Genomic DNA, 26,018 nt, shown 5'->3' with positions numbered 1-26,018 from the left:
TTTTTATTGAGAATAACGGAAAGTGTCAACGGGCCATGTCATTCACACTCAGCCCAACGGCGCCTGTGCCCTCTTTTAGTCCGCTTGTTTTGGCGGACTAAATCAGCCAGTATAGCCTCTCGCTCAGGGCCTTCACCGCTCTCCCCCATCTCCGAATATCACTTTCCGTTGCCAACATCCATACTATCGATCATCAGAGACATTGGTATCGATCATCAGAGACACTGGAGATGATCGTGATTTCTTGCATGGACAGGACACCGCGCCTGGCCCCGAATCGAGCAAAAAAATGCAAGGCGTAAACTCATTAAAGGCGAATAAAGTCGTAAACCGCTATGCTTGATGACATGTCAGCTCTGGATCACTGCCATCGGTAAAGTGATAACAAACACTATAAGGTGAAGGGATTTTCTCGGATGCAAACAGTAACTCAGCACAAAGCCTTTGTTCTCCTGCTCGCGCTGGTGACCGTGGCGTTTTTCATGCTCATCAAGCCCCATTACGGTGCTATTTTCTGGGCAGTGATTCTAGCGATACTCTTTCAGCCGATGAACAATGCTTTTTATCGTTGGTTTAAAGGGCGCGGTAATCTGGCTGCGCTCATGAGTGTCACCGTCTGTATTTTTATCGTCATCATTCCTACCTCCTTGATTATTGGGGCTTTGGTAAGAGAAGGCGCTTCGGTCTATACCCATCTGCGAAGTGGTGATATCGATTTCAATGCGTATCTTATACGTATTCAAAATGCGATTCCCCCACGCGTTATCCATTTCATTAACCATTACCGCTTGGGTAATCTATCTGAGCTGAGAGAGCATTTATCATCCGGCGCGGCACAAGGTAGTCAGATGCTGGCCTCCAGTATTTTTTCCTTCGGACAGAATACGCTGGAATTCAGTGTGGGGCTCGGCATCATGTTGTACCTGCTTTTCTATCTTTACCGTGATGGACAGAGGCTGGGAAATCAAATCCTCGCCGCTATCCCACTGAGTGAAGATTACACCAACCAGTTGGTAAGCAAATTTACCGCGGTGGTGCGTGCCACGGTGAAAGGTAACGTTATCATTGCGATCGTGCAGGGAGTTATCGGAGGTGTCACTTTCTGGCTATTGGGTATTAACGCCGCGCTACTGTGCGGTGTCATGATGGGATTTATGTCACTCTTACCCGCAATAGGCGCCGCTATTGTGTGGATACCTGTCGCCGTATATTTACTGGTCGTGGGCGACTATATCAGCGGTGGCATACTGATCTTTGTCGGCGTATGCATCATCGGGATGGTGGATAATGTACTACGTCCACCGCTGGTAGGAAAAGAAACCAAACTTCCCGACTATATGGTGCTTATTTCTACCATCGGCGGCCTCTCCATGTTCGGTATCAACGGCTTTGTCGTTGGCCCCCTTATCGCTGCATTGTTTATTGCCGCGTGGACACTATTTGCAGAAGAACAGTCGGAATTCCGTAGAAGAAACATGCAAAGAACCTCGAGAGATAAGATGAACGCTTCTACAGATGAGAACCCCAAAAACTATAAACAAAAAGTTTCAAAAAAACCAATCAAATAGAAAACAAAATCCACTATTTGAACTTTATAAGCAATAAAGATTTAAAAAATCCATAAAGAAAAGTATAAATTAAAACAAAAAACTCACAACAAAGCGGTAGACTATGAGCCAATCACACATTGTGGATCAACTCATATGACTACCCCCTATGAAATCCTCGCTGACTCCGCAATAAACGGCTCTAAAGAAAACAGGAAAGAGCGTTTGAGCAGCGAGGTACAGACGAGCAATACACCGTATCAGCCTCTTCCGCAATCGCATGGAGAGGTTATTGCTGCACGTATTGATGAATTACCGTCCTGTAAGGCGCTTTGGTCATTTATCGCTCTTCTATCGTTAGGTGGCTTTTTTGAGTTATTCGACCTTTTCCAGAGCGCCTATATTAGCCCTGGACTCATTGGGTCGCATATCTTTGCCCAGGGTAACCATGGCGTATTCGGCTTTTCAGATCAGGCAGCCTTCACGGCGGCTACTTTTCTTGGGCTATTCGCAGGTGCCAGCCTGTTAAGTGCCTTGGTAGACCGTTTTGGCCGACGTTCTGTTTTTACTATTGCACTTATCTGGTACAGCATCATGAGTGTTCTGATGGCGGTGCAAACGCATGCGTTGGGTGTCATTGGCTTCCGCTTTATGGTGGGTATAGGGCTTGGGGTAGAACTGGTCACGATTGATGCCTATCTAACCGAATGTGTACCCACACATATGCGCAATAAGGCGTTTGCGTTCGCTTTTGCCATACAATTCCTGTCAGTCCCCTGTGTCGCACTGATGTCCTGGCTTTTGGTACCACATGCGCCCATGGGCATAGCAGGCTGGCGCTGGGTCGTACTGATGAGTGCGGCCTTTGCACTGATCGTTTGGTGGTGTCGTAAAAAATTACCCGAATCCCCTCGCTGGTTGGCTGAGCATGGGTATTACCAAACAGCTGATAACATCATGTCAGAGATAGAAGCCAAATGTGGAATCGCTCGCAAAGACACTGCTAAACGTCCCGAACACCATGCAGTATCAACCACCAGTTCCGTATGTTTACGAGCCAGCACTCAAACAGCAGCATCAACTGTGGTACCAAAACATAACGAACGTAATGTCAGTATGTGGCAGGCCCCTTACCGTAACCGCGTCATACTATTGGTCGTTTTCAATATATTTCAGGCCATTGGCTTTTTCGGTTTTGGTAACTGGCTACCTGCGCTGTTAAGCAATCGGGGGACAGCCATTACTCATAGCCTGCTGTATGCTTTCTTCATTACACTTGCCTATCCATTAGGCTCAATTATGCTGATGAAAGTAGCCAATCGTGTCGAGAACAAATGGCAAATCGTCCTCGCTAGCCTGGGTACAGTAATATTCGGCACTTTGTTTGCCTATTCCCTCCATCCTATTGCATTGATAGTGACAGGCTTTATGGTGACATTAAGTACCGCATGGATGACCTATGCTTTCCACGCATATCAGACAGAACTGTTTCCAACGGCTATTCGAGCGAGAGCTGTCGGCTTCTGCTATTCATTCAGCCGAATATCTACTGTATTTTCCAGTATCCTGATCGCCACTATTCTGAGCCTGTGGGGCGCCACCTCCGTGATCGCCTTTATTGTTATCAGCATGTTGATCGTCATGCTGACCATTGCATTCTTTGGTCCTTTAACACGTGGGCGATCACTGGAAAGCATTAGTGAATAAAAAAGAAGGAAGATTTAACCCTGAAGTCGAAACAACCAGATATCCCCAGCCTGCACTTGCGAGGCTGGGGCCGAAGGGAATCCCCTCTTTCAAGTAGGCCTGCTCCCCCTCCTTACCAAGGGCGGATGTTCCTTCAAAGGGTGCCGAGACGTTACTATCCGAGCGCCTGATTACACATTCCCTCTTACATAGAACGTGCCTGCGTAGATGCCTTTCATACCGATTTTCATTTTTGAATCTTTTCTGACACACGTCTTTTTGCTGCAGAGACTCTTTACCCCGATCAATGCTACCAACCGTTTTTCTGCCCCTGTTTCTTCTTACGAGATCTTGTACTTCTGAAGGCTGTATGTGTCGGTTACTTTTTTCCCAACCATGCATGGCGGACAGATGCCTAACCGTATGATGACGGCCTTCCAAAGCTTTCTCCGAAGAAGATGTCGTATGCAATGATGTGGCGGGACATTGATCATGAGAAAGCATTGGGATTCCTGTTTTCCCCCCATTTGCTGGGGTCGATGTAATGCTTGAAGACATATTCCATCTGAGACCACCACGCACCATGAAGGTTAAAAGCCCCAATCCTGCCGCTAGCGCAAGAATAACAGGAAGCGCTTGAATACCTGCCCATGCACCCAATGCTGAAAAGAGTTTCACATCACCATAACCCATTCCATCCTGTTGCATGAAAAGACGATAAAAGCCATTAATGGCATATAGGCAGACATACCCCGTGACTGCACCAAATAACGCCTGCTCAGCCGACGTGAAAAGGCCAAACGCGTTCAATATAAGCCCAAGCCACAACAATGGCATTACAATATAATCAGGCAGTAAACGCCGCTTGATATCTATTAGCGATAGATAAAGTAATGCTCCCTCTAAAATGCCCAGGGCCAACCACTGTTCAAGTGCCAGAGGAAGAAAGCTGATCAATACAAACAGAAGTAGTGATAAAGCAAAGAGGATAAAAAACGTATAGTTAGAACAGATGTATTCACGAAGACAAGCACCAAAAGGCACACAATATTTCATACCGAACACTCTTATGGGATGTGGATATTGGTTTAACGGCCATTTGGAAAGAAAATGAAGGACGAGTCAGTAAAATTAAGGATAAATTCAAAAGCGGGGATACTTGTCACAAGTGTCAAATGAAGCAGCTTCTCTCTATAAACGCGTTATCACATAAAAAAACCCGGGATTCCCAAAGGAACCCCAGGCGTTGTGGACGGCTAAATGATTCTATTGTTTTTGTTTGAAGGAACCGCCATCAGTAGGATTCATTTTTATTTTTGTTTTGAATCCGGTTATTGCTCTCATTGCTTGGATAAGGGCCATGTGAATAGACGGTGAATCAAATGATGCCGACTAGACATTCCTGTTTATACAAAAGATGTGCCATAAATTTAAAAATATTTTTATAATCAATCAATTACAACAATATAATCAGTGAAGGCGCATATCCCGGGCCGAAGTACAAAACAAACAATTTGCCTAATCGGAGCATTAATATTCCTGCATGCATCAAATGAGTGCTTAAGCGAGTACATGGCGCTGACTTTGTTACCCAGACCGCATGCTTGCATGTTTTTTCCACTCGCTGCGTGTCATTTCCCAGATCTCTGTTTCGAGATTATCCCCCTCTAGAAAATCCGCATGAGAATGCCCAATCAAGCGCATACCAGTTCGTTTTGAAAGACGAGCCGAACCTTTATTCAAAACGGCCTTTTGAGTCACCATACGTTCGAATCCCAACACGTCAAACCAGAATGCCGTCACTGCCTCTACCGCTTCCGTCATGTAACCGTGACCCTGCCACTCCGGCGCCAACCAAAATGATCGATTCTGACGAGAGGAACGATAGAGCTCGATAATACCGATGAGCTGGCAAGGGTATTCACGGGTCCGCAATGACCACATCCACAGATTCCCCTTGGCAATGTTGGGTAAAACGCTATGTTTCAGGAAATCTTGAGCACCTGTGGGTGGATATGGCCAGGGAATACCTTTATAGAGGAAACGCACCACCTCCCAACGGGGAAGCAATTGTTGGATTGCGCCAGCATCATCAAGCTCGATCGGTTTGAGTAGCAGGCGAGATGTTTCCAGAGGAGGATAAGCCATAACACATTACTCACAGCTATAGGCCGATAATATCGAGGACGCAGCCCCTACCCCATGGACTCCAATCGACGTCCACCCATCAAATGCATATGAATATGATAGACAGTTTGCCCGCCATATTCGTTACAGTTCATCACGACGCGATAGCCGTTTTCAGCAATGCCATACTCCTTGGCCAACTGGGCAGCCACCACTGGCAACCGACCCACAAGGGGAGCATCTTCCTCAGTCAGGTCATTCAGGGTCGGTATCGCTTTTTTGGGCACGATCAGAAAGTGAATCGGGGCGTTAGGGTTAATATCCTTGAAGGCGATAATCTCGTCATCTTCAAAAACGATATCGGCAGGAATTTCTCGTGCAACGATTTTTTCAAACAGCGTGGTCATGAGGACCTCTTTTCAGCTCAAATTGTTTTCAAATAGTGGCGCTACCAACGGTGCGCATCTGTACTGCCTTGGTTATATGACATCTGTTATGTATATCAGTACTTGTGTAGCGGCAGCAGGCAGATTACAGCAAGCAAGGAATTCAGCGCCTTGCACGACGCCGAATCTTTTTCTTACATACCCACGACCCCGTTGAATACTGCTAAAACTTCATGAAGCCTTGGCAGGAATGTTATTAAGCCCGGTTGATGGCCCTGTGCCCAATATCGGTGCGATATTCACCATCCGGCAATGAGATATTATCCAGTGCCTGATAAGCCACGTGGGCTGCCTCAGCAACAGAATCACCCAGTGCGGTAACACAGAGAACACGCCCCCCATCTGACACGATGTGGCCATCCTTCAATGCCGTACCTGCCTGAAAGACTTTCGCGCCGGCACGCTCAGCATTATCTATGCCGGAAATCGGTTCACCCTTGCGGTAAGCGCCAGGGTACCCACCCGACACAAGCACCACTCCCACCGCAGGTTCGGGATGCCATTCACATGTTACTTTATCCAGTTGACCTTCGAGGGCCGCCTGGCAAAGCGTCACTAAATCGGATTTCAAACGTAGCATGATCGGCTGGGTTTCAGGGTCACCGAACCGCACGTTGTATTCAATAACTTTGGGTGCGCCTGAAGCATCAATCATCAAGCCTGCATACAAAAAACCAACGAAGGGTGCGCCCTCTTCACGCATACCGTTAATCGTAGGTTCGATGACCTCTTTCATGATGCGTGCTTCAACATCAGCGGTTACCACTGGCGCGGGCGAATATGCCCCCATCCCCCCGGTATTCGGGCCTTTATCCCCATTCAAGGCACGTTTATGATCCTGACTGGTCGCCATCGGGAGAACATTGACGCCATCAGACATAACGATAAAGCTGGCCTCTTCACCCTCCAAATACTCTTCGATAACAACACGGGCCCCGGCTCCTCCAAAGGCGTTGGCTTCCAGCATATCGTGGATAGCCTCCCGAGCTTCCTGTTCAGTCATGGCCACAATAACGCCCTTGCCAGCGGCCAACCCGTCCGCCTTGATGACAATGGGAGCGGCTTTTCCTTTTTCGGCCAGTTGATCCAGATACTTCAGCGCCTCTTCAACCCGGGTAAAGGTTTGGTATTCCGCTGTGGGGATGGCATGGCGCGCCAAAAAATCCTTCGTGAAGGATTTGGAGCCTTCCAGTTGAGCCGCCTGCTGACCGGGACCAAAAATGGGCAGTTGTTCCTGCTCGAAGCGATCGACAATTCCTTTCACCAAAGGCACTTCAGGTCCAACGATTGTCAGGGCAATGTCTTCACGCTTCACTAAAGCAATCAAGGCATCAAAATCATCCACAGCGATAGCGACATTGGAGACCTTTTCTTCGAGGTCTGTCCCTGCATTCCCCGGCGCCACAAACACGTGCTCAACGTGCGGGGATTGTGCGGCTTTCCATGCCAGCGCATGTTCGCGCCCACCATTGCCGATAATAAGAACTTTCATGACATTGATCCCTGAAAAAAGAAAACAAGATTCTGGCGAATTGTTTATAGCTGACAAAAGGCACTCCCTGAACAAAGGCGCACCACACCACTCTGGATTCACCTCATAGGTTGGGAGGACAGGAATTTGAGTGGCTAATCATGCAATGAACCAACAAGAGTGCCATTGGATTACAGCAAACGATCTTTACCTTAAAGCACACCATTAAACCTTAATTATGCCAGAAAACAACGGCAAAAAAGTATCAACGACCGATAGGATCACAGGGAATGAGTGGCATAAAATCCCCTAATGCAATGGGAAACTGGTATCCTGATATCATTGTGTCAGGAGCCTATGCATGAATCTTATCCTATTTCAGCCCAGCGATCTGCTCAGTGAAACTGAAGGAAATTCCCGTGTGGTGATTAAAGACCCACGGCGTCTATTACATCTGCAACGTGTGCATAACGCTCAGGAAGGGCAAATCTATCGTTTGGGCGAAATGGACGGCGCTATTGGTGAGGGAAAGCTTCTCAGCCTGACAGACGAACAGGCAATTTTTTCCTTCGAACCCAATGCATTACCCCCAACAGCCTTGAATCTACATGTCCTGCTTGCACTTCCACGGCCAAGAATGCTGGCACGTAGCCTGCAAAACCTTGCCACGCTGGGGGTCAAGCAAATATCCCTGATCAACACTGCACGGGTAGAAAAGAGCTATTGGCAATCTGCCGAGCTGGACGAAGAAAAAATTCAGACACATCTTGAACTTGGTTTGGAACAGGCACGTGATACGGTTTTGCCGCAGGTAGAATTGATCAAACGTTTCAAACCCTATGTGGAAGATACACTCCCCGAGATTCTTCAGCATCGGCGTGGGCTAGTGGCTGATCCCAACGGTACCCTGGAATGCCCACGCGGCCTGCCTCAAAATACGCCATTGGTGTTGGCTATAGGGCCAGAAGGTGGCTTTATTGATTATGAGGTACAGGCATTGAACGCTATAGGTTTTGAGAGCATTCATTTGGGTGAGCGCATTTTACGTGTTGAAACGGCCGTTGTAGCGCTCATTTCGAAGCTGTACTGAAGCATCATTAAAAGAAGAGCAGTGCGATGACGCATGGTTTTTCCGTCAATTTTGTCTTTCGATACATGATCAGAGGCTCTGATTGCCTCGGAAACAGCTATTTCCTCCCCTAAAGAGGGCTGGTGTAATGTTCAGGTAAATGCTAGTTTCTCAGGATATGCATCTGAATTAACACTGTTTTTTATAACAACGCTTCCCCTGGCGGGCTTTTGGTAAAACCATGTGCCATTTGTCACCCCGGGGCATAACGCCATCCTCGAGAACGCGACGATGATATTGCCGCTGATTGTATTATTTCCTTTTATCGGAAGTCTGGTACCTGTCATTGCCCGACATACCGGAAGGACAACTACCGCGCTGCTAACAGCCTTGTTACCGATGGGCTCATTGGCACTTACGCTGTGGTTGGCCTTTCATTTGATACATCAGCATAGCCTGTACTTCACCTTGCAATGGGTACCCCAATTGGGTCTTGAGCTCGGCTTTCGTTTTGATGGGCTGACACTGTTGTTTTGCCTATTGATTTTGGGCATCGGGCTACTGGTGATCATGTATGCGCGTTACTACCTCGATCCTGAAGATTCCATTCTGAGATTTTATTCATACCTGCTCCTCTTCATGGGCTCCATGCTGGGTATCGTTGCGTCGAATAATCTGCTCTTGTTGTGGATATTCTGGGAACTGACCAGCATTACCTCCTTTCTATTGATAAGCTTCTGGACGCATCAAAGTAGTGCGCGTAAAGGGGCACGTATGGCGCTCGCTGTTACGGGCGCCGGTGGCTTATGCTTATTGGCAGCTTTCATGCTGATAGGCCAGGTGGCAGGCACATTCAATATCGGTGAAATTCTCGCTCATCAAAATATACTGCGAGACAGCACGCTTTACCCAGTCATACTGACACTGGTGTTGTTGGGCGCGTTTACCAAATCAGCCCAATTCCCTTTTCAGTTCTGGCTCCCCCACGCAATGTCAGCGCCCACCCCGGTCAGTGCCTACCTGCACTCGGCGACCATGGTCAAGGCTGGCATATTTCTATTGATCCGCCTTTATCCCGTATTGGGTGGCACACATTACTGGTATTACACCGTCACCCTGGTCGGCCTGTTCTCCATGTTCTACGGTGCTTACGTGGCATTAATGCAATATGACCTGAAAGGATTGCTGGCCAATTCCACCATCAGTCATCTGGGGCTGATCACCATGCTGTTAGGGCTGGATACACGCCTTTCCACATTGGCGGCGGTCTTCCACGTAATCAACCATGCCATTTTCAAAGCCTCCCTGTTCATGGCTGTGGGCATTGTTGATCATGAGTGCGGTACCCGTGATACACGCAAGTTGGGGGGATTAAGAAAAATCATGCCGTATACCGCAGCGCTTGCGACGGTGGCCGGCGCCTCCATGGCCGGTGTTCCCCTGTTGAATGGGTTCATCTCCAAGGAAATGTTTCTCAATGAAGCATTGCAAAGCCAGAATCTGGGGGGGCTTTCCTGGCTGATTCCAGCGCTGGCTACATTAGGCTCAGCGCTCTCGGTGGCTTACTCGCTGCGACTGGTAGTCGATGTTTTCTACCGGGGGCACCCACGCTATTTGCCCAAGGTTCCCCATGAGGCCCCGCGTCCGATGCGCTTGCCCATCGAGGTATTGATCATCCTTTGCCTGGCAGTTGGGATGTTCCCCTCGTTTACCGTGGGCTTCCTGCTTAATATGGCTATGCAGGTGGTTTCCCCCGATGCCATGATCGGACAGAATCTCTCACTTTGGCACGGCTTCAACGGGCCTTTCATCATGAGTCTTCTGGCCATGTTTTTTGGCCTCCTCATCTATTTATTACGCCATACATTTCACAGCAGTTTCAGACGAGATGTGCTCGCCACCAATGCCACACTCGTGTTCGAACGCTATGTACAGAAAACAACGGCTTTTTGCGAGTCCATGTTGGAACGGTTCGATTCGCACTCGCTGCAAAATTATTTGACCGTCATGATCACCCTCATTCTATTCATGGCAGCGTATGGACTACTGAAAATGCCTCAGTTGCTGGGTAACGTTCCCATGCAACCCATTGATCCATATGTATTGATTGGCGCCATTGTGATGTGTATTGGTGCAATTGCCACGGTCAATTTTCAACGCCAGCGATTGATTGCCCTGATCTGCCTCTCCATCACGGAACTCATGGTAGTGCTGACATTCCTGAGATTTTCAGCGCCCGACCTGGCATTGACGCAGCTGGTTGTTGCGCCTGTGACCATGATTCTTATGTTGCTGACTCTCTTTTTTCTGCCACAACAAACCCCGCGCGCCTCCAGTGGTATCCGTATTTTGCGTGACATGTTGCTAGCCGGTGCCGTGGGAATTGTAGTTGCGTGTCTCGATTTTGCCGTGCTGACAGAGCATTATCAGCCCATTGGGCATTACTTTGTGACCCATGCACTTTCCCTTGCGGGAGGAGCAAATGCGGTTAATGTGATTATCGTGGATTTCCGCGGGTTCGATACATTGGGAGAAATCAGCGTGTTGGGCATCACGGCATTGGGAGTGCTCAAACTACTGAATCGTATGAAGCTATTCGTGCCTACGACCAGTGCGGAAAACCGCCCCTGGTCACCCGAGTATTACCCTACGATTTTCGGTTCAATGGCGCAGGTTTTATTCCCCATTGCCCTGCTGATTTCATTTTTCCTTCTACTGCGTGGCCACAACGAGCCCGGTGGTGGTTTTGTCGGGGGATTGGTCGCCGCCTCTGCTCTTATTACGCTTTACATGGCACGTGGCGTTGAATGGTCCGTCCGCCGTATGCATGTGGATTTCCAACGTGTAATCGCCATCGGATTATTGTTGGCATTCATGACAGGCTCGATTGGTCTTTTCGTTGACCACCCCTTCATGAGCATGTGGTTCAGGCACATTCACATTCCGGTCTTTGGTGATGTCGAAATGACCACAGCACTCTTCTTCGATATCGGCGTGTATCTGGTTGTCATCGGTTCCACCATGATGATTCTGGCCAACCTGGGCCGTCTGGCGACGCCCTATAGCCCCGCACGCATACGTAAAATCGTGAATCAACGCTCTCGGCGTGAGGATATCTAACATGGAAGCCATTTTTTCAATCACCATTGGCGTTTTGGTAACCTGCGGTGTCTTCATGCTTCTGCGTGGACGCACCTACCCCGTCGTGATGGGGATGAGCTTGCTAACCTTTGCTGTCAACCTGTTCCTGTTTTCCATGGGGCGGCTAGTCAAGGATGGTAGTAGCCTGATTACCGACAAGCTCCCCAACATCGACCCGATTCCCTCCGCCCTGGTACTCACAGCCATCGTCATCGGTTTTGCAATGACCGCCTTTGTCATGATTCTGGCTATTCGTGCCCGTGCGGATCATGGCAGTGACCATGTTAACGGAAGTCGTCGTAAATCCCGCCATGATCGGGAAGCAGATCCTCTTGAGCGCAATAAAATGCAGGGAGGCATCAAGTACCGATGATGTATCAGTTGGTCATTCTACCCATACTCCTCCCCTTGTTGACGGCATGCGTGCTCTTGCTGATCAACGCTGAGCAACCGCGCCTGCCGCGAATCATTACAGCTGTATCCATGGTGTTGCAGTTAGCGGTTGCTCTCTCTCTTGTTGTAATGGCCTCCAGCAACAAACTGACTGTATACGCGCTGGGTAATTGGCATGCCCCCTATGGCATTGTGTTGGTAAATGACCGACTGAGTGCCTTTATGGTATTGATCACTATCCTGTTAGGCACGGCAGCACTGCTATATGCCTCTGATGGGCAGGATACCAAGGGCAGCAACTTCCACGCCGTCTTCCAATTCCAGCTCATGGGCATTTGTGGTGCATTCCTGACCGGTGACATTTTTAACCTGTTCGTTTTCTTCGAAGTGCTGTTAATCTCCTCCTATGTACTTCTTCTTCACTCCGGGGGACGTAAACGAACGTTGGCCGGGATGCATTATGTTGTATTGAACGTTGCCGCCGCTTCCTTCTTCCTGATCGCTATCGGTGTACTCTATGGTACTCTGGGAACGCTCAACATGGCTGACATGGCGCTTAAGATTCAGCACTTGACAGGCCGCCAACAGGCACTTGTGGCGTCATCCGGCCTGATCCTGATTACTGTCTTTTTGTTGAAGGCAGCGATCTTCCCGCTGCATTTCTGGCTGCCTCGTGCCTATGCGGCCGCGCCCGGCTCCGTCGCTGTTATCTTTGCGATAATGACCAAGGTCGGAATTTACGCCGTCTTGCGTGTTAACACGCTCATCTTTGCCAGTCATCCAAGTCTTTACGAAACCCTTGGTCATGCCTGGTTATGGTGGGGAGGCCTTGCGACCATTGCCATGGGAGGGCTAGGCGTATTTTCAAGCCCTGATCTTCGCTTGCAGGTCAGTTATCTGACCCTGGTATCAGTAGGCACTATGGTCGCTGCACTTGGTATAGGCAGCCCCGACAGTTTAAGTGCGGTACTTTTTTATCTCCCCCATACCACCTTTATTACAGCAGGGCTTTATTTGATTGCCGAGGTCGTTGGACGGCAACGGGGTCGTGCAGGAACACGTATTGTAAAAAGTCGCCGATTACGCCAGCCTTATATATTGGGAAGCCTGTATTTGATTGGCATGTTGGCTATTTTAGGCATTCCCCCCTTCTCCGGCTCCATCGCCAAAGTCATGATTCTGTTTACCGCACATGGGAGTGAGCGCCTTTGGTTATGGGGGCTGGTGCTCTTTTCAACCTTGTTGGGCATTATCAGTGCATCACGCGCGGGAACCACGATCTTTTGGCGTACAGGAGAGGATGCATCGCCTAAAGGAGCCTTGCTCAATCTGAAAACAGGCGGAGCTGTATTGGCATTGTTGAGCAGTGCCGTCCTGATTCCGCTTTGCGCATATCCCCTACAGGCTTATACGCACGCGATTGCCCTTCAATTATTCGATGCCAATACGTATACCCAAGCGATCATGGGTCACGCATTCTCTACTGCACAAAACGGTGGAGCCTCATGAAAAGACTGTTCAAGTGGTTGGTGACTCACCCCTTTATCTCGAGCCTGCTCTTCGTGATGTGGCTAATGTTAACCAGCTTTAGCCTGTCGAATGCGGCAACGGCCCTGATATTGGCCATTATTATTCCAAAAGTCACGGATGCCTTTTGGGTACCTCAACCCAAGATCCATCGCCCCTGGTTGATGGTGTCGTTCGTTTTTCACGTAATAACGGACATCATTGCATCCAATATACGCGTCACAAAAAATATTCTTTCACCACGTCATACACCGCAGCCGGCTTTTGTTTTTTATCCGCTTGCCATGCAGGAACCCTTTCCGATTACGCTTCTCACCAGTACGCTATCACTATCGCCCGGCACGCTGTCCGCCCATTTGCGTCCCCATGACAATACATTACTGATACACGCACTGGACGTAGACGATGTTGAAGGATTAGTGAACTTTATATATGAACGCTACGAACGGCCTCTAAAGGAGATATTCGGATGCTAACCACTTTTCCTGTTATCTTGATGGGTATCTGGATGAGTGCTGCGCTCTTCATGATGGCCATGGCCTGTAATCTGTACAGAATCGTCATAGGCCCTAGTCTGGCTGACAGGATTGCTGCACTTGATTCTCTTAGTATCAATGCCATCGGTCCCATTTTGTTATTGGGGATGAATACTGGGCAACGCTCAACTATTGATGCCGCCATTCTGGTCGCCCTGTTAAGTTTTCTATCAACGGCAGCACTCTGCAAATACCTGTTACGAGGTATGATCATTGAGTGAAGAGCACATTCATGTGGAATGTTCAGTTGCCCTTGATCACCCTTTTTTCGTTGTATTGACCTCCCTGATACTGAATGGAAAACAGCTATGCTCTTTTTTTTAATACAGTGCTTTATTGCAGTATTACTTGTTATCGGTGGGATGGCGGCACTTGTCGGTGCTATTGGAACCATGCGATTCAATGATTTTTATATGCGCATGCATGGGCCAGCCATGAGTTCAACGGTAGGCTTGGGGAGTATTATCATCGCCTCAATCATTTTTTACTGGTACCACCTGGGCACGTTAAGGACGCCGGAGCTGGTACTGCTGGTGCTCGTCATTATCACGACACCCATCAGTGCCCACCTGCTGACCATGACAGCCATGCACCTGAAACTTCCACGGCAATCCAATACACAAGGCGGCCCTTTCGAGATCAACGAAAAAATCGATCAGGACTAACCACGAAAGCTTATTTCAATCATATCTATACCAACAAAAAAGGCTTCCCGGAGGAAGCCTTTAGCATCACTAATATTCATGTGTCGATGTCATGAACAATAGCGCTGGGAAATAAAAATACGACAGCAATTCACAGCCTCTACTTTTTACCAGCCCTGAACTTTGTCGGTAATTAGCCGTGTCAGCATCGCCATGTGGTCTTCGCGATCATTGAGTGCCGGGATATAGGCATAATCACCGCCTCCCGCCTCCGTATAATTATCGCGGTTTTCAACGGAAAGCTCTTCCAGTGTCTCAAGGCAGTCGGCGGCAAATGCCGGGCTCATGATATCAATGGCTTCGTATTTGCCCGTCTTGCCCCACTCTTCCAATGTCATGTCAGTGTAGGGCTGCAACCACTCTTCACGCCCAAAGCGAGACTGAAAGGTCATGGTCCACTGGTCTTCACTCAAACCGAGTTTCTCTGCCACCAGTCGGCTGGTGGTCGAACATTCGTCATAGTAGGGATCGCCTTTCACCTCAACATAACGTTTAGGTACCCCATGGAATGACATGACCAAATGCCCGCGACGCCCCTGTTTCTCCCAATGCTCTTCAACACTGCTAGCCAGAGCCGCAATATAATCCGGATCATCACAGTAGCGTTTAATCATGCGTAATTCAGGAATATTCGGCATTTTATTCAACGCTTTTGCGACACAATCGAATACCGATGCGGTCGTTGAGCTTGAATATTGCGGATACATGGGCATCACAATAACACGCTCCACTCCCTGGCGTTGCAGAGATGCCAAGGCATCATCAACACGTGGCTGGCCATAGGTCATCCCCAACTCGACAGGGATGTCCTCGCCGAACTGGTCACTCAGATTCTTTTTGAGAATGGCCTGCTGCTGACGAGAAATGACCAACAGGGGTGAGCCATTATCGAACCAGATAGACTCATACGCCTTGGCTACCTTGACCGGACGAAAGGTCAACACAATGCCATAAAGGATAGGCAACCATAGGGGACGCGGTGTATCCACAACACGTGGATCTGACAGAAATTCACGCAAATAGCGGCGAACTGCAGAGGTTGTAGGCTGATCAGGTGTGCCCAAATTAACCATCAGGACTCCAAAACGTGGTTTTGGCATAACCCCTCCTCTGTTAATCGATAAAAATCGTGACTTAACATGTTCAATACGGAACACGTTGATTGAAAAAAGATTATAGCGGTAACCGGATTATTCTGCGGCCTGATTCTGACTATGAAGGTAAATAAACACTATCTATCAAGACTATCACTTAATAACAGACAATAATTTATAGCTATTTAAAAGATGAACACAGATGCTGTTTTCCAGAAGCGCAATGAAGCAATAGGCAGAGCAATGAAGAAAAATGCAGTGCTACGAAGAGCTATAGAGAGCAAGAGAGAGAAATCAGGCCTTTTGTCACTATACAAGAGTAGAATGAAGACAAAATGCCAAACAGGCGGTAGTCAACGCACTGGCTACCCGAATGCTCTCCCAATGGGCAGCATCGACTGTAATGGAAAAAGGCATGGAGAGATAGCCAGGCGATAAAGACATGAATAATGGTTGAATAGCGGCCAGATCATGATTGGTCACGTATAGCCTTCATGTCATTATACGATATCAAACACTGCATCAGAGGAAGAAAAAGCGGGTTATAACCGGGTACTCATGGTGCACTCCCCTGAAAACAATGCCTCAGAGTTGTATGAGAAAGGGAGTGACACAACGGATAGGTTTTTATTGCTAATCAAACACAGTGCTGCGGGTTATACATAGGTAATTGATTTAAAGTGTCAACCGTGTACGGCCACTACGCAGGTTGTGCTCTTCCTGAATCAGATAGGCGCGTTTGACACCAATCAAGCGTAAGGTTTGCTTCACCCCTTCGAGTGAACGAAACATCAGGGGACGTCCGCGACGAACGATATTACCCAATAGATGATTGCCTTCCGATAGCTCGACGCGATATTGGTGCTGCCCTTTGGAATGAATAATATTCATATCCAGGGAATTGAAGAGCTCTTGATGTAATTTTAGTTTTTCGATTTCCATACTTTTTATTCTCCAACAACTACTTGTTTTTTCGATATATACGTTTCCTGTTAAGAGTACATATTGAACGTGGATATTTATTCGGTTCATTTAAACGTGAATTGAGGCGGTTTGAACTACACCCCAAAACATGAAATGAAATTACGTTGTAGGCACATCGCCACCTGTCACATCATCTATGTCACATCACCTACTGTATAGATGAACCATGACTGCCCTATGACAAGTGACAGCATAGTGGCGTTATAACAGGAGCGATACCACAACGACGGTATAGCAAAGGCCATCAGATAAGGGATACTACCCAACCATAAGGGAGGAAATAATGTTTGCCTTGCCTTGCATATCGTGCGAATTAAGACAATGCTTTCTCTCTTTAGTTTCAATACATTAAGAGATTAAGCACTCATGATTAAATAGATCATTAGTCGATATTAGCGTGAAAATTGGGAGGAAAAGATAAAAGAATGTTCAGAAAAAATAGAACGGCCTAAACCGGGAGATTAAGTAATAAGCGTACATTGTTCACTGAAAAGCGGGCGATGTAACCGAATTCAATATGGAGGGAGCGAATACTGACCTGGTTTTGCTTACAGCCAAGGCGCGGCAGGATCAACCGACCGAGCCCTGGACTCTTCTGAAGTAACAGAAATACTGTGTACCGCTAGCGGTTGTAACTCGCAGGATCTATATAAATACCCAGCGAATTACGATCAATCCAGCGCGCTTCCTTTACTTCACGATACCGGAATACAACGGTATCCCCTTCTTGTACAGACAACTCAGGATCTTCCACCTGATAAGTATACGCCTGACCATCTATCATCAGGTGATAACGGTATAGATCCGGCATGCCTAGCCACTCTTTGAAAGGGCCTTCTCGCTCGGCTTTTTCAAGAATTCCCTTGCCCTGCAGCTTCTGCTGCTTCTTGTACCCTGAACGACGAAATCCTGAAGCCATGTAAATACCTTATGTTCTACAACTTATAGGGTGTAACGATTAAAACTTTTTACCATCTGTTCAGACTTTTACCACAAGTGCTCTGGCGCCTGACTATACTTTTGCGATAACACCTTGATGATCAAGTCAGACAGCCTTCATGCGCCATCATTGAAACAACGATACCATGAGGTGCTCGCTTTAGGCAGCGAAACACTGAAATACCCATCCTGTACATTATCAATACCACCGGAGCTAAAGCCTTATTCATCAACGTATTGGCCGTAACTTTCAGGGGCGAGGTCTTCGAAACGCGTGTACTTTCCGACGAAAGCCATGTGAACCGTACCAATCGGCCCATTACGTTGTTTACCGATGACCAGCTCAGCCAAGCCTTTGTTATCAGGGTTGTCTCGATTATAAACCTCATCACGATAGACGAAGGCAATCAGGTCAGCATCCTGCTCTATCGCGCCGGACTCACGCAAATCCGACATTACCGGACGTTTATTGGGACGTTGCTCCAACGAACGGTTTAGCTGGGAAAGTGCGACCACGGGGCAATTGAATTCCTTTGCCAACCCTTTGAGAGAGCGTGATATCTCGGAAATCTCGGCCGTACGGTTTTCGGATAATCCCGGAACCTGCATCAGCTGAAGATAGTCGATCATGATGATTCCGACCGGGCCATGTTCACGCACCAGACGGCGTACGCGAGAGCGCATCTCGTTAGGCGATAAGGCAGGCGTATCATCCACAAAAAGCTGGCGATCTTTCAAAAGGTTGACGGCAGAAGTCAACCGGGGCCAGTCCTCATCTTCCAGCTGACCGGTACGCACCTTGGTTTGATCGATTCGCCCCAGTGAAGAGATCATCCTTAACATCAGCTGTTCGGCAGGCATCTCCATGGAGAATACAACAGCTGATACGCCACCGCTGACAACGGCATGCTCAACAAGGTTCATGGCAAAGGTAGTTTTACCCATGGAAGGACGCCCTGCCACGATAACAAGGTCAGAAGGCTGAAGACCCGACGTCATTTCATCCAGATCACGGAAACCGGTGGAAATACCGGTCATCTGCCCCTTCATCTGAAAGAGATGATCAATCTTGTCCACCGCTTTGGTCAACAGATTACTCATGCCTATCGGGCCACCGAACTTGGGACGAGACTCCGAGATCTGGAATACCAAACGTTCAGCCTCGTTCACCAGCTCATCCGACGGGCGCCCTTGGGGAGCAAATGCACCTTCAGCAATCTGATTGGCTGCCTGAATCAGCTTACGCAATGTTGCCCGTTCGCGAACAATATCAGAGTACGCCCTAATATTACTAACAGACGGAGTATTACGTGCCAGCTCGGCCAAATAGGCCAGGCCACCGACTTGCTCAAGCTGATCTCTTAACTCAAGTGCCTCGGAAAGCGTTACAACATCCACAGCATGACTTTCATCCAGCAACTGCTTGATAGCATTGAAAACAATTCGGTGCTCGTAACGATAGAAATCATCGCCCACCAAACGCTCGGAAACCTGCTCCCAAGCGGCATTATCGAGTAATAAACCACCAAGTACAGACTGTTCAGCTTCAATCGAATGGGGGGGTAATTTCAGCGCATCCGTTTCGTTATCATGCGCGCGTACTTCACTCATATCTGTTCCTGAGATTGGCAGTAAGTCGTTTCCACGAGAGACCATAAAGGTGAAGAAAGCCGGATAGCCAACACGTATAACAGTGCTTTGGTAATGGCTGCTCACATATGTAGGAATGTGCCCATGATACCGCGTCGTCCATCAGGCAGGAAGTGCTAGAGACCTTCGTGGTTAACAAATCCGAATTACCATAGCCCAATAAAAAAGGCGCGCCATGATGGCGCGCCTTTTCATGTACTGACTGAAATTATTCAGCAGTAACAACGACACGAACAACAGCTGCAACATCAGGATGCAGCTGAAGGTCAACATCGTATTCGCCGGTGGCACGAATTGGACCTTCAGGCATGCGAACTTCGCTTTTCACGACGTCGATACCAGATTGAGCGATGGCATCAGCCAGATCGCGCGGACCAATTGAACCAAACAGCTTGCCTTCATCACCCGCTTTGGCAACCAGAGACAGCTCGATATCAGACAGCTGTGCTGCACGGTTTTCAGCTTCGGAACGACGAAGTTCAGCTTCAGCCTGAAGTTCGGCACGGCGAGCTTCAAACGCTTCCTGGTTTTCCTTGGTTGCTGGAACAGCCAGACCGTAAGGAACCAGATAGTTGCGACCGTAACCGGCCTTGACGGTGACTTTGTCACCCAGTGAGCCCAGCTTACCGAGCTTGTCGAGCAGAATGACTTCCATCTCGTAGACCTCTCAATGTTCTCTTGTGGCTAGACGACCACGTATATTGGTAAACGTATCAATCAAAGCCAAAAGAAGCACTATGATAATTACGGGCCATGCGGTTAGTAACAATATATAAAATATCACCAACCACAGCCCATTCATCCCTTTAATGCCTACCACACCATGCACAAGTGCGATGCCAGCAATAAGCATGGGTACCCAGGAAACCAGAATTGCTGATGGCATGCCGAGCACTAATCCTAGAAGCGTCACTGCGATCATGATCAGTAACTGAAGCGGTGTTAGCCGAAATGAATGGAATTCATCCCGAAATCCGCCCGGATTATAAAGTGCAGCCTGACAAAAACGTGCAACAGCAATTGCACCTACACTCATCAGACTCGCCATGGCGCCTATCGTTATGCCAAATACCGTGGCAATCAGCTGATTAACACTGATCCCCTGCTTTGCATATGCATTCAGCATGGTATCCAGCTCAACAGAGCGATGGCGTAGCATGTTCATCATTTCTGCCGCATGCGGAGGAACCAGAATATTGGTCTGGACCAGCACCGCCATCAAGGCAGCACCCGCCATCAGCATTTCAGCCCAACTGACTCGGGCACGCAAAACGACAGACATGAGCAGAGTCACCAATAATCCGCAAAGCGGAACAAAGCTTCCCTCAAACGCCCAGAAACCTGAGCCCAACAACCCGGCAATAATAACGGGAGTGGCAACAGCAAAACCCTTTCGAAGGGTAGAAAGAGCAACAACAGCTGCTCCTATCCAAAAACACCATGGCAAAAAAGTGGCCAGAAAAGCCACGGCCATTGCCCGATGGCGCTTTTGCATCACCCAGCTGGCAAACACTGGCAACATGGGATAAGCGATACCTTACTGGTGGCTATCGGTATAAGGCAGCAGAGCCAGATAACGTGAGCGTTTGATAGCAGTCGCCAGTTGGCGCTGATAACGGGCACGTGTACCAGTGATACGGCTGGGTACGATTTTACCAGTTTCAGTAATGTAGGACTTCAGGGTATCGATGTCCTTGTAGTCAATCTGCTTCACGCCTTCGGCAGTGAAACGGCAAAACTTGCGGCGACGGAAAAAGCGTGCCATAGGTTAATCCTCCGAACGAATGTTACTCAGCGGTAGCGTTTTCAGCTTCAGCGTGTTCATTTGATTCGTTTTGGTTGTCATTGTCGTTGTCGTCGTTACGATCTTCACGCTCACGACGACGGCCACCACGTTCTTCGTTGGCTTTCATCATGGGAGAAGGTTCGGTGACGGCTTCGTGAGTACGAACAACCAGGTTACGAATAACTGCATCGTTGAAACGGAATACGTTTTCGAGTTCAGCAACGGCTTCAGAACCACATTCAACGTTCATCAGCACATAGTGGGCCTTGTGGATCTTGTTGATTGGATAAGCCAGATGACGACGGCCCCAATCTTCAAGACGATGCACAGTGCCACCGCTGTCCTTGACGATACCGGTGTAACGCTCGATCATCGCCGGTACTTGTTCGCTCTGGTCCGGATGAACCATAAAGACGATTTCATAGTGACGCATGATGTCTCCTTTCGGTTTGACAGCTTCCATAGGGCCTTTTTCAGGCAACCAGCAGAAGCAAGGAGTAAGTCTCGATGGCGGAATTACCATCGGACACGAATGTGAATACATAAGCATTCACGGATAAAGCAATAAGCCGACGTATTCTAGAGATTGTCGGCCTATTGCACAAGAGGGAAAGGGAATTTATCCACCCAGCCGCTGACGAACAGCCTCGAACAAACCAATGCCGGCCGCAACAGAGACATTCAGGCTGGATACCTGCCCTGCCATCGGCAAATTCACCAGAAGATCACAGTGTTCCCGCGTTAAACGGCGCAGACCGCTACCCTCTGCACCCATCACTAACGCACAAGGTGTTTTGAGATCCGTAGCGTACAGGCTTTGATCTGCTTCTCCGGCCGTTCCATAGACCCATATCTGGCGTTCGCGCATTTCATCCAGCACCCGTGCAAGGTTGGTGACCTGATACACCGGTACGGATTCGGCCGCACCCGATGCGATCTTCCTGACCGTTGCATTCAGAGGAGCTGAACGATGCCTGGGCATGATGATACCATGACCACCGGCCGCATCCACATTCCTGAGACAAGCGCCCAGGTTATGCGGATCTGTCACACCATCCAGCACCAAAAACAGTGCTGGATTGGCTTCCTTCCAGTCATCCAAACGCCATAACAACGTCTGTTCTGACTGCGCGACCAAGGGTGGACAAAAAGCCACCACACCCTGATGGTTACCATTCTGGGCGGCTTGTTCCAGAACAGCGCGCGGTTGCAATGTAACAGGCACGTCGCTGTCTTTCGCCAATGCTACCAATGAAGCAAGACGCCGTTCGGCCTCCCCTTCCTGTATCCACAGGATATAGGGTTTTGTGGAAGCGGAGCTCTTCAACACTGCTTCGACACTATGAATACCAAAGACGGTATCGCCTTCCGGCTGCGATGCATTTGAGCTTACCGACGTCGGCTTCTTCGGCCGTTTGTTCACTTTGTGTCGATGTTCCTTGCGCTGCGCCATTAACTTACAAAACTCCCGTCATGTGGACATCGTTCATTTTATTACTCTTCATGGCCCTGCCAGTCCTGCAAACGAAAAGCTCCAACCAATAGAGGTCAGAGCATGTGTTGAGGGATACGCGACTACGCCATGTTTAATCTTTACTGCTCGTTTTTTTCACTTTGCGTGATTTGCCATTGCTTTTAGAGGGGCTCTTTTTGTCAGAAGCGTCTTTCCTCTTTTTGGCCTTGGCTGACTTCTCTTTTCCTTTGCCAGACTTTTCAACAGGCTTTTTGCTCACCGCATCCGAAGCTTTGGCAGAAGTAACATCAGACGTTTTACTTTTTGCAGTTTTTTTCGTTTTCTCTTTGGATGCACTCGACCTGGAAGATTTGCCTTTGCTACGTTTATCAGCCCCATCAGCAGGTGCAGCCACCTCTGAATCCAACTGACGCTTGCGCGGCTTACGCTTCACAGCAGGTGCATCCAAATCGAAGGGAGCTTCGTTGGGCGACGATTCTACTTGCGAGCTTCCCTCATTACCGGCGGTATTTTGACTATCCCCGGAGGCGCCCTTCTTGCGTTTCAATCGCTCACGTTCACGACGCCCCATACGCCCACGACGTTTACGGGACTTTCCTGAATCAGCTTCAGCTTCCTGCGCCGCTTTGTCAGTCCGCGTTTTGCGTGCATTTTTTGACGCTTTGGTCGAGGACTTGGCCGAACTGTCTACAGAATCACCCGCGAGGATGAAATCAATCTTGCGAGTATCCAGATCGACACGTGCCACCTGAACAGTCACTTGACCACCCAACTGGTAGGTCGTTCCACTCCGCTCACCGCGTAGTTGATGACGCTCGGGCTGGAACTGATAGTAGTCCGAGGGAAGTGCACTTATGTGAACCAGCCCTTCGACAAAGTAATCATCCAGTCGGATAAACAGACCGAATTGGGTCACGGAGGCAATTTTGCCATCCAGCACCTCACCCACCTTGTCGACCATGAATTCGCACTTCAACCAATCCTCAACATCACGGGTCGCTTCATCAGCACGACGTTCCGTCATTGAGCAATGCTCACCCAGTTCGATCATCTGGGCATCATTATAGGGAAGCCAGGTGTCAGTCGGATCAACAGGCGTCTCTTCAACACGCTCAACATGGGTTGTTTCTACCCCACTGCGAATCACGGAGCGGATAGCACGGTGTACCAGCAGATCAGGATAGCGGCGAATCGGCGAGGTAAAGTGCGCATAGGCGGTATACGCCAAACCGAAGTGCCCTTCATTAAAGGGAGAATAAACCGCCTGCATCATGCTACGCAGCATTACCGTTTGGATGATATCAATATCGGGGCGATTCGCGATTGCTTCACGCAGTACCTGATAATCCTTGGGAGTCGGTTCATCTTCTCCGCCCAGACTCAGCCCCAACTCGGCCAAAAATGCCTTGAGATTTTGCAGACGGTCTGCCGAGGGCCGTTGGTGTACGCGATAAAGCGCAGGGAGTTTATGCTTATCGAGGAAACGCGCAGTCGCCACGTTAGCGGCCAACATGCACTCTTCAATCATTTTGTGCGCGACATTACGCGTTCGGGGAACGATTTTCTCGATCTTGCGTTCGTCATTGAAAACAATCTGTGTTTCCGTTGTTTCAAAATCAATGGCACCACGCGCCGTTCTTGCTTCGCGTAAAACGCCGTACAGGCCATGGAGCTGTTCAATCGCCGGATAAACGTGCTTGTACTGTTCCTTGAGCGCCTGCGCTTCGTCACTTTCAGGCGCCTCCATCATGGCACCGACCTTGGTGTAGGTAAGACGCGCATGGGACCGCATTAGCCCTTCGTAGAACTTGTAGCGGCTAATTTCCCCTTTTTGCGAAATATTCATTTCGCATACCATACAAAGGCGATCAACATCAGGGTTGATGGAGCAAAGCCCATTGGACAGAAGTTCAGGCAACATCGGCACCACCTGCCCCGGGAAGTAGACAGAGTTGCCACGATTGCGTGCTTCATTATCGAGTGCCGAATCAACACCGACGTAATAGGATACGTCTGCAATGGCAACAATCAGTTTCCAGCCACCAGAACGGGTCTTGTAAGCATAGACCGCATCATCGAAATCCTTGGCATCTTCACCGTCAATCGTGACGAGAGGCAAATCACGAATATCAACACGTCCATGCTTGTCGGACTCACGTACCTGAGCAGAAAAGCCACGCAATTCTTCCTCCACTTCAGGAGGAAATTCATCGGGGATATCATGTTCACGAATGGCGATCTGGATTTCCATCCCCGGGTCCATGCGTTCACCCAGAACCTCAACAACCTCCCCTTGAGGACGCTGTTTGAGCGTTGGCTGCTGAGTGATATTCACTGAAACGACCTGACCATCCTTCGCACCATTGCTCTCCTGAGGATCAATCAGAATTTCCTGCGTGATACGAGAACTTTCAGGAACCAACGCAGCGAAGCCCTGCTCATGAGAGGCTTTATCACGGTAGATACCGGTCAGGGTTTGAGTGCGTGATTCAACAATATCGACAATCGTCCCTTCCGGCCGACCACGGCGATCACGCCCGCTGATGCGCACAATGACAATATCGCCATCAAATACACGACGCATCTGCCGTGGTGGTAAAATCAAATCGGGCTTCTCACCATCGGCACGGGCCAGAAAGCCGATACCATCCCGGTGCCCAATAACACGCCCCTCGATCAATTCAGAAGGATCAATCGGCTCATAAGCCCCTTGAGGGGTTTTGAGAATCTGGCCATCACGGGCCATGGCAATAAGACGGCGTCGGACAGCTTCCCTGGGATCATCTTCTTCGATGCCCAGCAGTTCAATCATCTCTTCATAAGTAATGGGTTGCCCATGCGCCTGCAGCCGTTCAAGCAGATACTCACGACTGGGCACAGGATTTTCGTAGTTTTTGGCTTCACGCTCGGCGTTGGGGTCTTCACTCAACGTCCAATGTTTCATGGGTGCGTCCCCGAAATAAGTACGGTGGTTCAATGGAAACCGGCTCAATAGGAGTCGCCTATAGCTGAAGCCGATTTCGAAAATGGACAATATATCTCGCCAGCAAGACTGGCGTATGCCTGCAACAGATGGTTGATGTCCGACAATTCACTACATCATACCGCAAAGAGAGCAAAAATAGGGGGTTACGACGACTTAATTCCTTAAATTAATGCACTCTCCATGAAGCCCCCCTGAACCTGAGACAATTCATCAGTACATCGGAGTGCCCCATGTCAGCCGCCGGAGCTTGTGTATTCGATGTTCTTGTCAGCAGAGGCACCGATACACATGAATTTTTTATTTAACACCTCGATTGCGAGAACAACAGCTCTTCCCGGTTTCATGTACAGATACAGAAAGTGAGTATAGTCATGAGATCCTACCGACGAAAGAAGGTTCCTGTGAAAACTGAACTCTGACCAGAGGGCAATAAGCCATAACGCAGCCCCAAACAAAAA

At 48.8% G+C, this 26,018-nt stretch carries 24 protein-coding genes; 9 read left to right on the top strand and 15 right to left on the bottom strand.

Features of this window, described 5'->3' with window-relative positions:
• Nucleotides 1-416: 416 nt before the first annotated feature.
• Complete coding sequence (locus tag LMG33818_RS06660) at nt 417-1,568, top strand: AI-2E family transporter (protein WP_442322569.1); 1,152 nt, start codon at nt 417-419, stop codon at nt 1,566-1,568.
• A 135-nt stretch (nt 1,569-1,703) separates the two neighbouring features.
• Entirely contained in the window at nt 1,704-3,254 is a 1,551-nt protein-coding gene (locus tag LMG33818_RS06655) for an MFS transporter (protein WP_442322568.1), read from the top strand.
• Here LMG33818_RS06655 and LMG33818_RS06650 read toward each other — a convergent pair.
• The 4 genes from LMG33818_RS06650 to purD form a co-directional block, all read right to left on the bottom strand.
• Nucleotides 3,231-4,289 carry a prepilin peptidase gene (locus LMG33818_RS06650; RefSeq protein ID WP_442322567.1) on the bottom strand — a complete coding sequence of 353 codons (1,059 nt, stop codon included), beginning with the start codon at nt 4,287-4,289 and terminating at the stop codon, nt 3,231-3,233. The genes LMG33818_RS06655 and LMG33818_RS06650 overlap by 24 nt on opposite strands.
• A 531-nt stretch (nt 4,290-4,820) precedes the next feature.
• Entirely contained in the window at nt 4,821-5,381 is a 561-nt protein-coding gene (locus tag LMG33818_RS06645) for a GNAT family N-acetyltransferase (RefSeq protein ID WP_442322566.1), read from the bottom strand.
• Nucleotides 5,382-5,428: 47 nt separating this feature from the next.
• Nucleotides 5,429-5,767 (bottom strand): histidine triad nucleotide-binding protein, encoded by a 339-nt coding sequence (locus tag LMG33818_RS06640; protein WP_442322565.1) that lies wholly within the window; start codon nt 5,765-5,767, stop codon nt 5,429-5,431.
• Between the two features lie 235 nt (nt 5,768-6,002).
• A complete protein-coding gene (gene purD / locus LMG33818_RS06635; protein WP_442322564.1) occupies nt 6,003-7,298 on the bottom strand; it encodes a phosphoribosylamine--glycine ligase in 1,296 nt (431 codons plus the stop codon).
• 340 nt (nt 7,299-7,638) lie between these two features.
• Here purD and LMG33818_RS06630 point away from each other — a divergent pair, with 340 nt between their 5' ends.
• The 7 genes from LMG33818_RS06630 to mnhG all read left to right on the top strand — a co-directional run bounded on the left by LMG33818_RS06630 (nt 7,639) and on the right by mnhG (nt 14,608).
• Nucleotides 7,639-8,367, top strand: a complete 729-nt coding sequence (locus LMG33818_RS06630; RefSeq protein ID WP_442322563.1) for a 16S rRNA (uracil(1498)-N(3))-methyltransferase — start codon at nt 7,639-7,641, stop codon at nt 8,365-8,367.
• A 222-nt stretch (nt 8,368-8,589) separates the two neighbouring features.
• Complete coding sequence (locus LMG33818_RS06625) at nt 8,590-11,466, top strand: monovalent cation/H+ antiporter subunit A (RefSeq protein ID WP_442322562.1); 2,877 nt, start codon at nt 8,590-8,592, stop codon at nt 11,464-11,466.
• Between the two features lies 1 nt (nt 11,467).
• On the top strand, nt 11,468-11,860 hold the full coding sequence (locus LMG33818_RS06620; protein WP_442322561.1) for a Na+/H+ antiporter subunit C: 393 nt from the start codon (nt 11,468-11,470) through the stop codon (nt 11,858-11,860).
• Complete coding sequence (locus tag LMG33818_RS06615; protein ID WP_442322560.1) at nt 11,857-13,389, top strand: monovalent cation/H+ antiporter subunit D; 1,533 nt, start codon at nt 11,857-11,859, stop codon at nt 13,387-13,389. The genes LMG33818_RS06620 and LMG33818_RS06615 overlap by 4 nt, the downstream gene beginning before the upstream one ends.
• Entirely contained in the window at nt 13,386-13,883 is a 498-nt protein-coding gene (locus LMG33818_RS06610; RefSeq protein WP_442322559.1) for a Na+/H+ antiporter subunit E, read from the top strand. Before LMG33818_RS06615 ends, LMG33818_RS06610 begins: the two co-directional genes overlap by 4 nt.
• The gene (locus LMG33818_RS06605) at nt 13,877-14,164 is read left to right on the top strand and encodes a monovalent cation/H+ antiporter complex subunit F (protein WP_442322558.1); all 288 of its coding nucleotides are present in this window, start codon (nt 13,877-13,879) and stop codon (nt 14,162-14,164) included. The genes LMG33818_RS06610 and LMG33818_RS06605 overlap by 7 nt, the downstream gene beginning before the upstream one ends.
• Nucleotides 14,165-14,251: 87 nt before the next feature.
• Nucleotides 14,252-14,608, top strand: a complete 357-nt coding sequence (mnhG, locus tag LMG33818_RS06600; protein WP_442322557.1) for a monovalent cation/H(+) antiporter subunit G — start codon at nt 14,252-14,254, stop codon at nt 14,606-14,608.
• Between the two features lie 146 nt (nt 14,609-14,754).
• Here mnhG and hemH read toward each other — a convergent pair whose 3' ends face one another.
• The 11 genes from hemH to rnr form a co-directional block, all read right to left on the bottom strand.
• Entirely contained in the window at nt 14,755-15,747 is a 993-nt protein-coding gene (gene hemH / locus LMG33818_RS06595) for a ferrochelatase (protein WP_442322556.1), read from the bottom strand.
• 303 nt (nt 15,748-16,050) lie between these two features.
• On the bottom strand, nt 16,051-16,224 hold the full coding sequence (locus tag LMG33818_RS06590) for a hypothetical protein (protein ID WP_442322555.1): 174 nt from the start codon (nt 16,222-16,224) through the stop codon (nt 16,051-16,053).
• Between the two features lie 192 nt (nt 16,225-16,416).
• On the bottom strand, nt 16,417-16,683 hold the full coding sequence (locus LMG33818_RS06585) for a hypothetical protein (protein WP_442322554.1): 267 nt from the start codon (nt 16,681-16,683) through the stop codon (nt 16,417-16,419).
• 664 nt (nt 16,684-17,347) lie between these two features.
• The gene (locus LMG33818_RS06580; RefSeq protein WP_442322553.1) at nt 17,348-17,644 is read right to left on the bottom strand and encodes a hypothetical protein; all 297 of its coding nucleotides are present in this window, start codon (nt 17,642-17,644) and stop codon (nt 17,348-17,350) included.
• Between the two features lie 242 nt (nt 17,645-17,886).
• Nucleotides 17,887-19,275 carry a replicative DNA helicase gene (gene dnaB / locus LMG33818_RS06575; protein WP_442322552.1) on the bottom strand — a complete coding sequence of 463 codons (1,389 nt, stop codon included), beginning with the start codon at nt 19,273-19,275 and terminating at the stop codon, nt 17,887-17,889.
• Between the two features lie 247 nt (nt 19,276-19,522).
• A complete protein-coding gene (rplI, locus tag LMG33818_RS06570; RefSeq protein ID WP_442322551.1) occupies nt 19,523-19,969 on the bottom strand; it encodes a 50S ribosomal protein L9 in 447 nt (148 codons plus the stop codon).
• A gap of 12 nt (nt 19,970-19,981) precedes the next feature.
• The gene (locus tag LMG33818_RS06565) at nt 19,982-20,836 is read right to left on the bottom strand and encodes a hypothetical protein (protein ID WP_442322550.1); all 855 of its coding nucleotides are present in this window, start codon (nt 20,834-20,836) and stop codon (nt 19,982-19,984) included.
• Nucleotides 20,837-20,851: 15 nt separating this feature from the next.
• Nucleotides 20,852-21,079 carry a 30S ribosomal protein S18 gene (gene rpsR, locus LMG33818_RS06560; RefSeq protein WP_442322549.1) on the bottom strand — a complete coding sequence of 76 codons (228 nt, stop codon included), beginning with the start codon at nt 21,077-21,079 and terminating at the stop codon, nt 20,852-20,854.
• Nucleotides 21,080-21,101: 22 nt separating this feature from the next.
• Nucleotides 21,102-21,533, bottom strand: coding sequence for a 30S ribosomal protein S6 (gene rpsF / locus LMG33818_RS06555; protein WP_442322548.1), 432 nt, complete (start codon nt 21,531-21,533; stop codon nt 21,102-21,104).
• A gap of 186 nt (nt 21,534-21,719) precedes the next feature.
• Nucleotides 21,720-22,553 (bottom strand): 23S rRNA (guanosine(2251)-2'-O)-methyltransferase RlmB, encoded by an 834-nt coding sequence (gene rlmB, locus LMG33818_RS06550; RefSeq protein ID WP_442322547.1) that lies wholly within the window; start codon nt 22,551-22,553, stop codon nt 21,720-21,722.
• A gap of 133 nt (nt 22,554-22,686) precedes the next feature.
• Complete coding sequence (gene rnr, locus LMG33818_RS06545; protein WP_442322546.1) at nt 22,687-25,518, bottom strand: ribonuclease R; 2,832 nt, start codon at nt 25,516-25,518, stop codon at nt 22,687-22,689.
• Between the last annotated feature and the right edge of the window lie 500 nt (nt 25,519-26,018).

The organism is Cernens ardua, assembly GCF_051251085.1.
In the GTDB taxonomy this organism is placed as follows: Bacteria; Pseudomonadota; Gammaproteobacteria; order Pseudomonadales; family Halomonadaceae; genus Cernens; species Cernens ardua.
The sequence above is the reverse complement of the archived record's forward strand: the minus strand, read 5'-3'. Positions and strand labels throughout refer to the sequence as shown.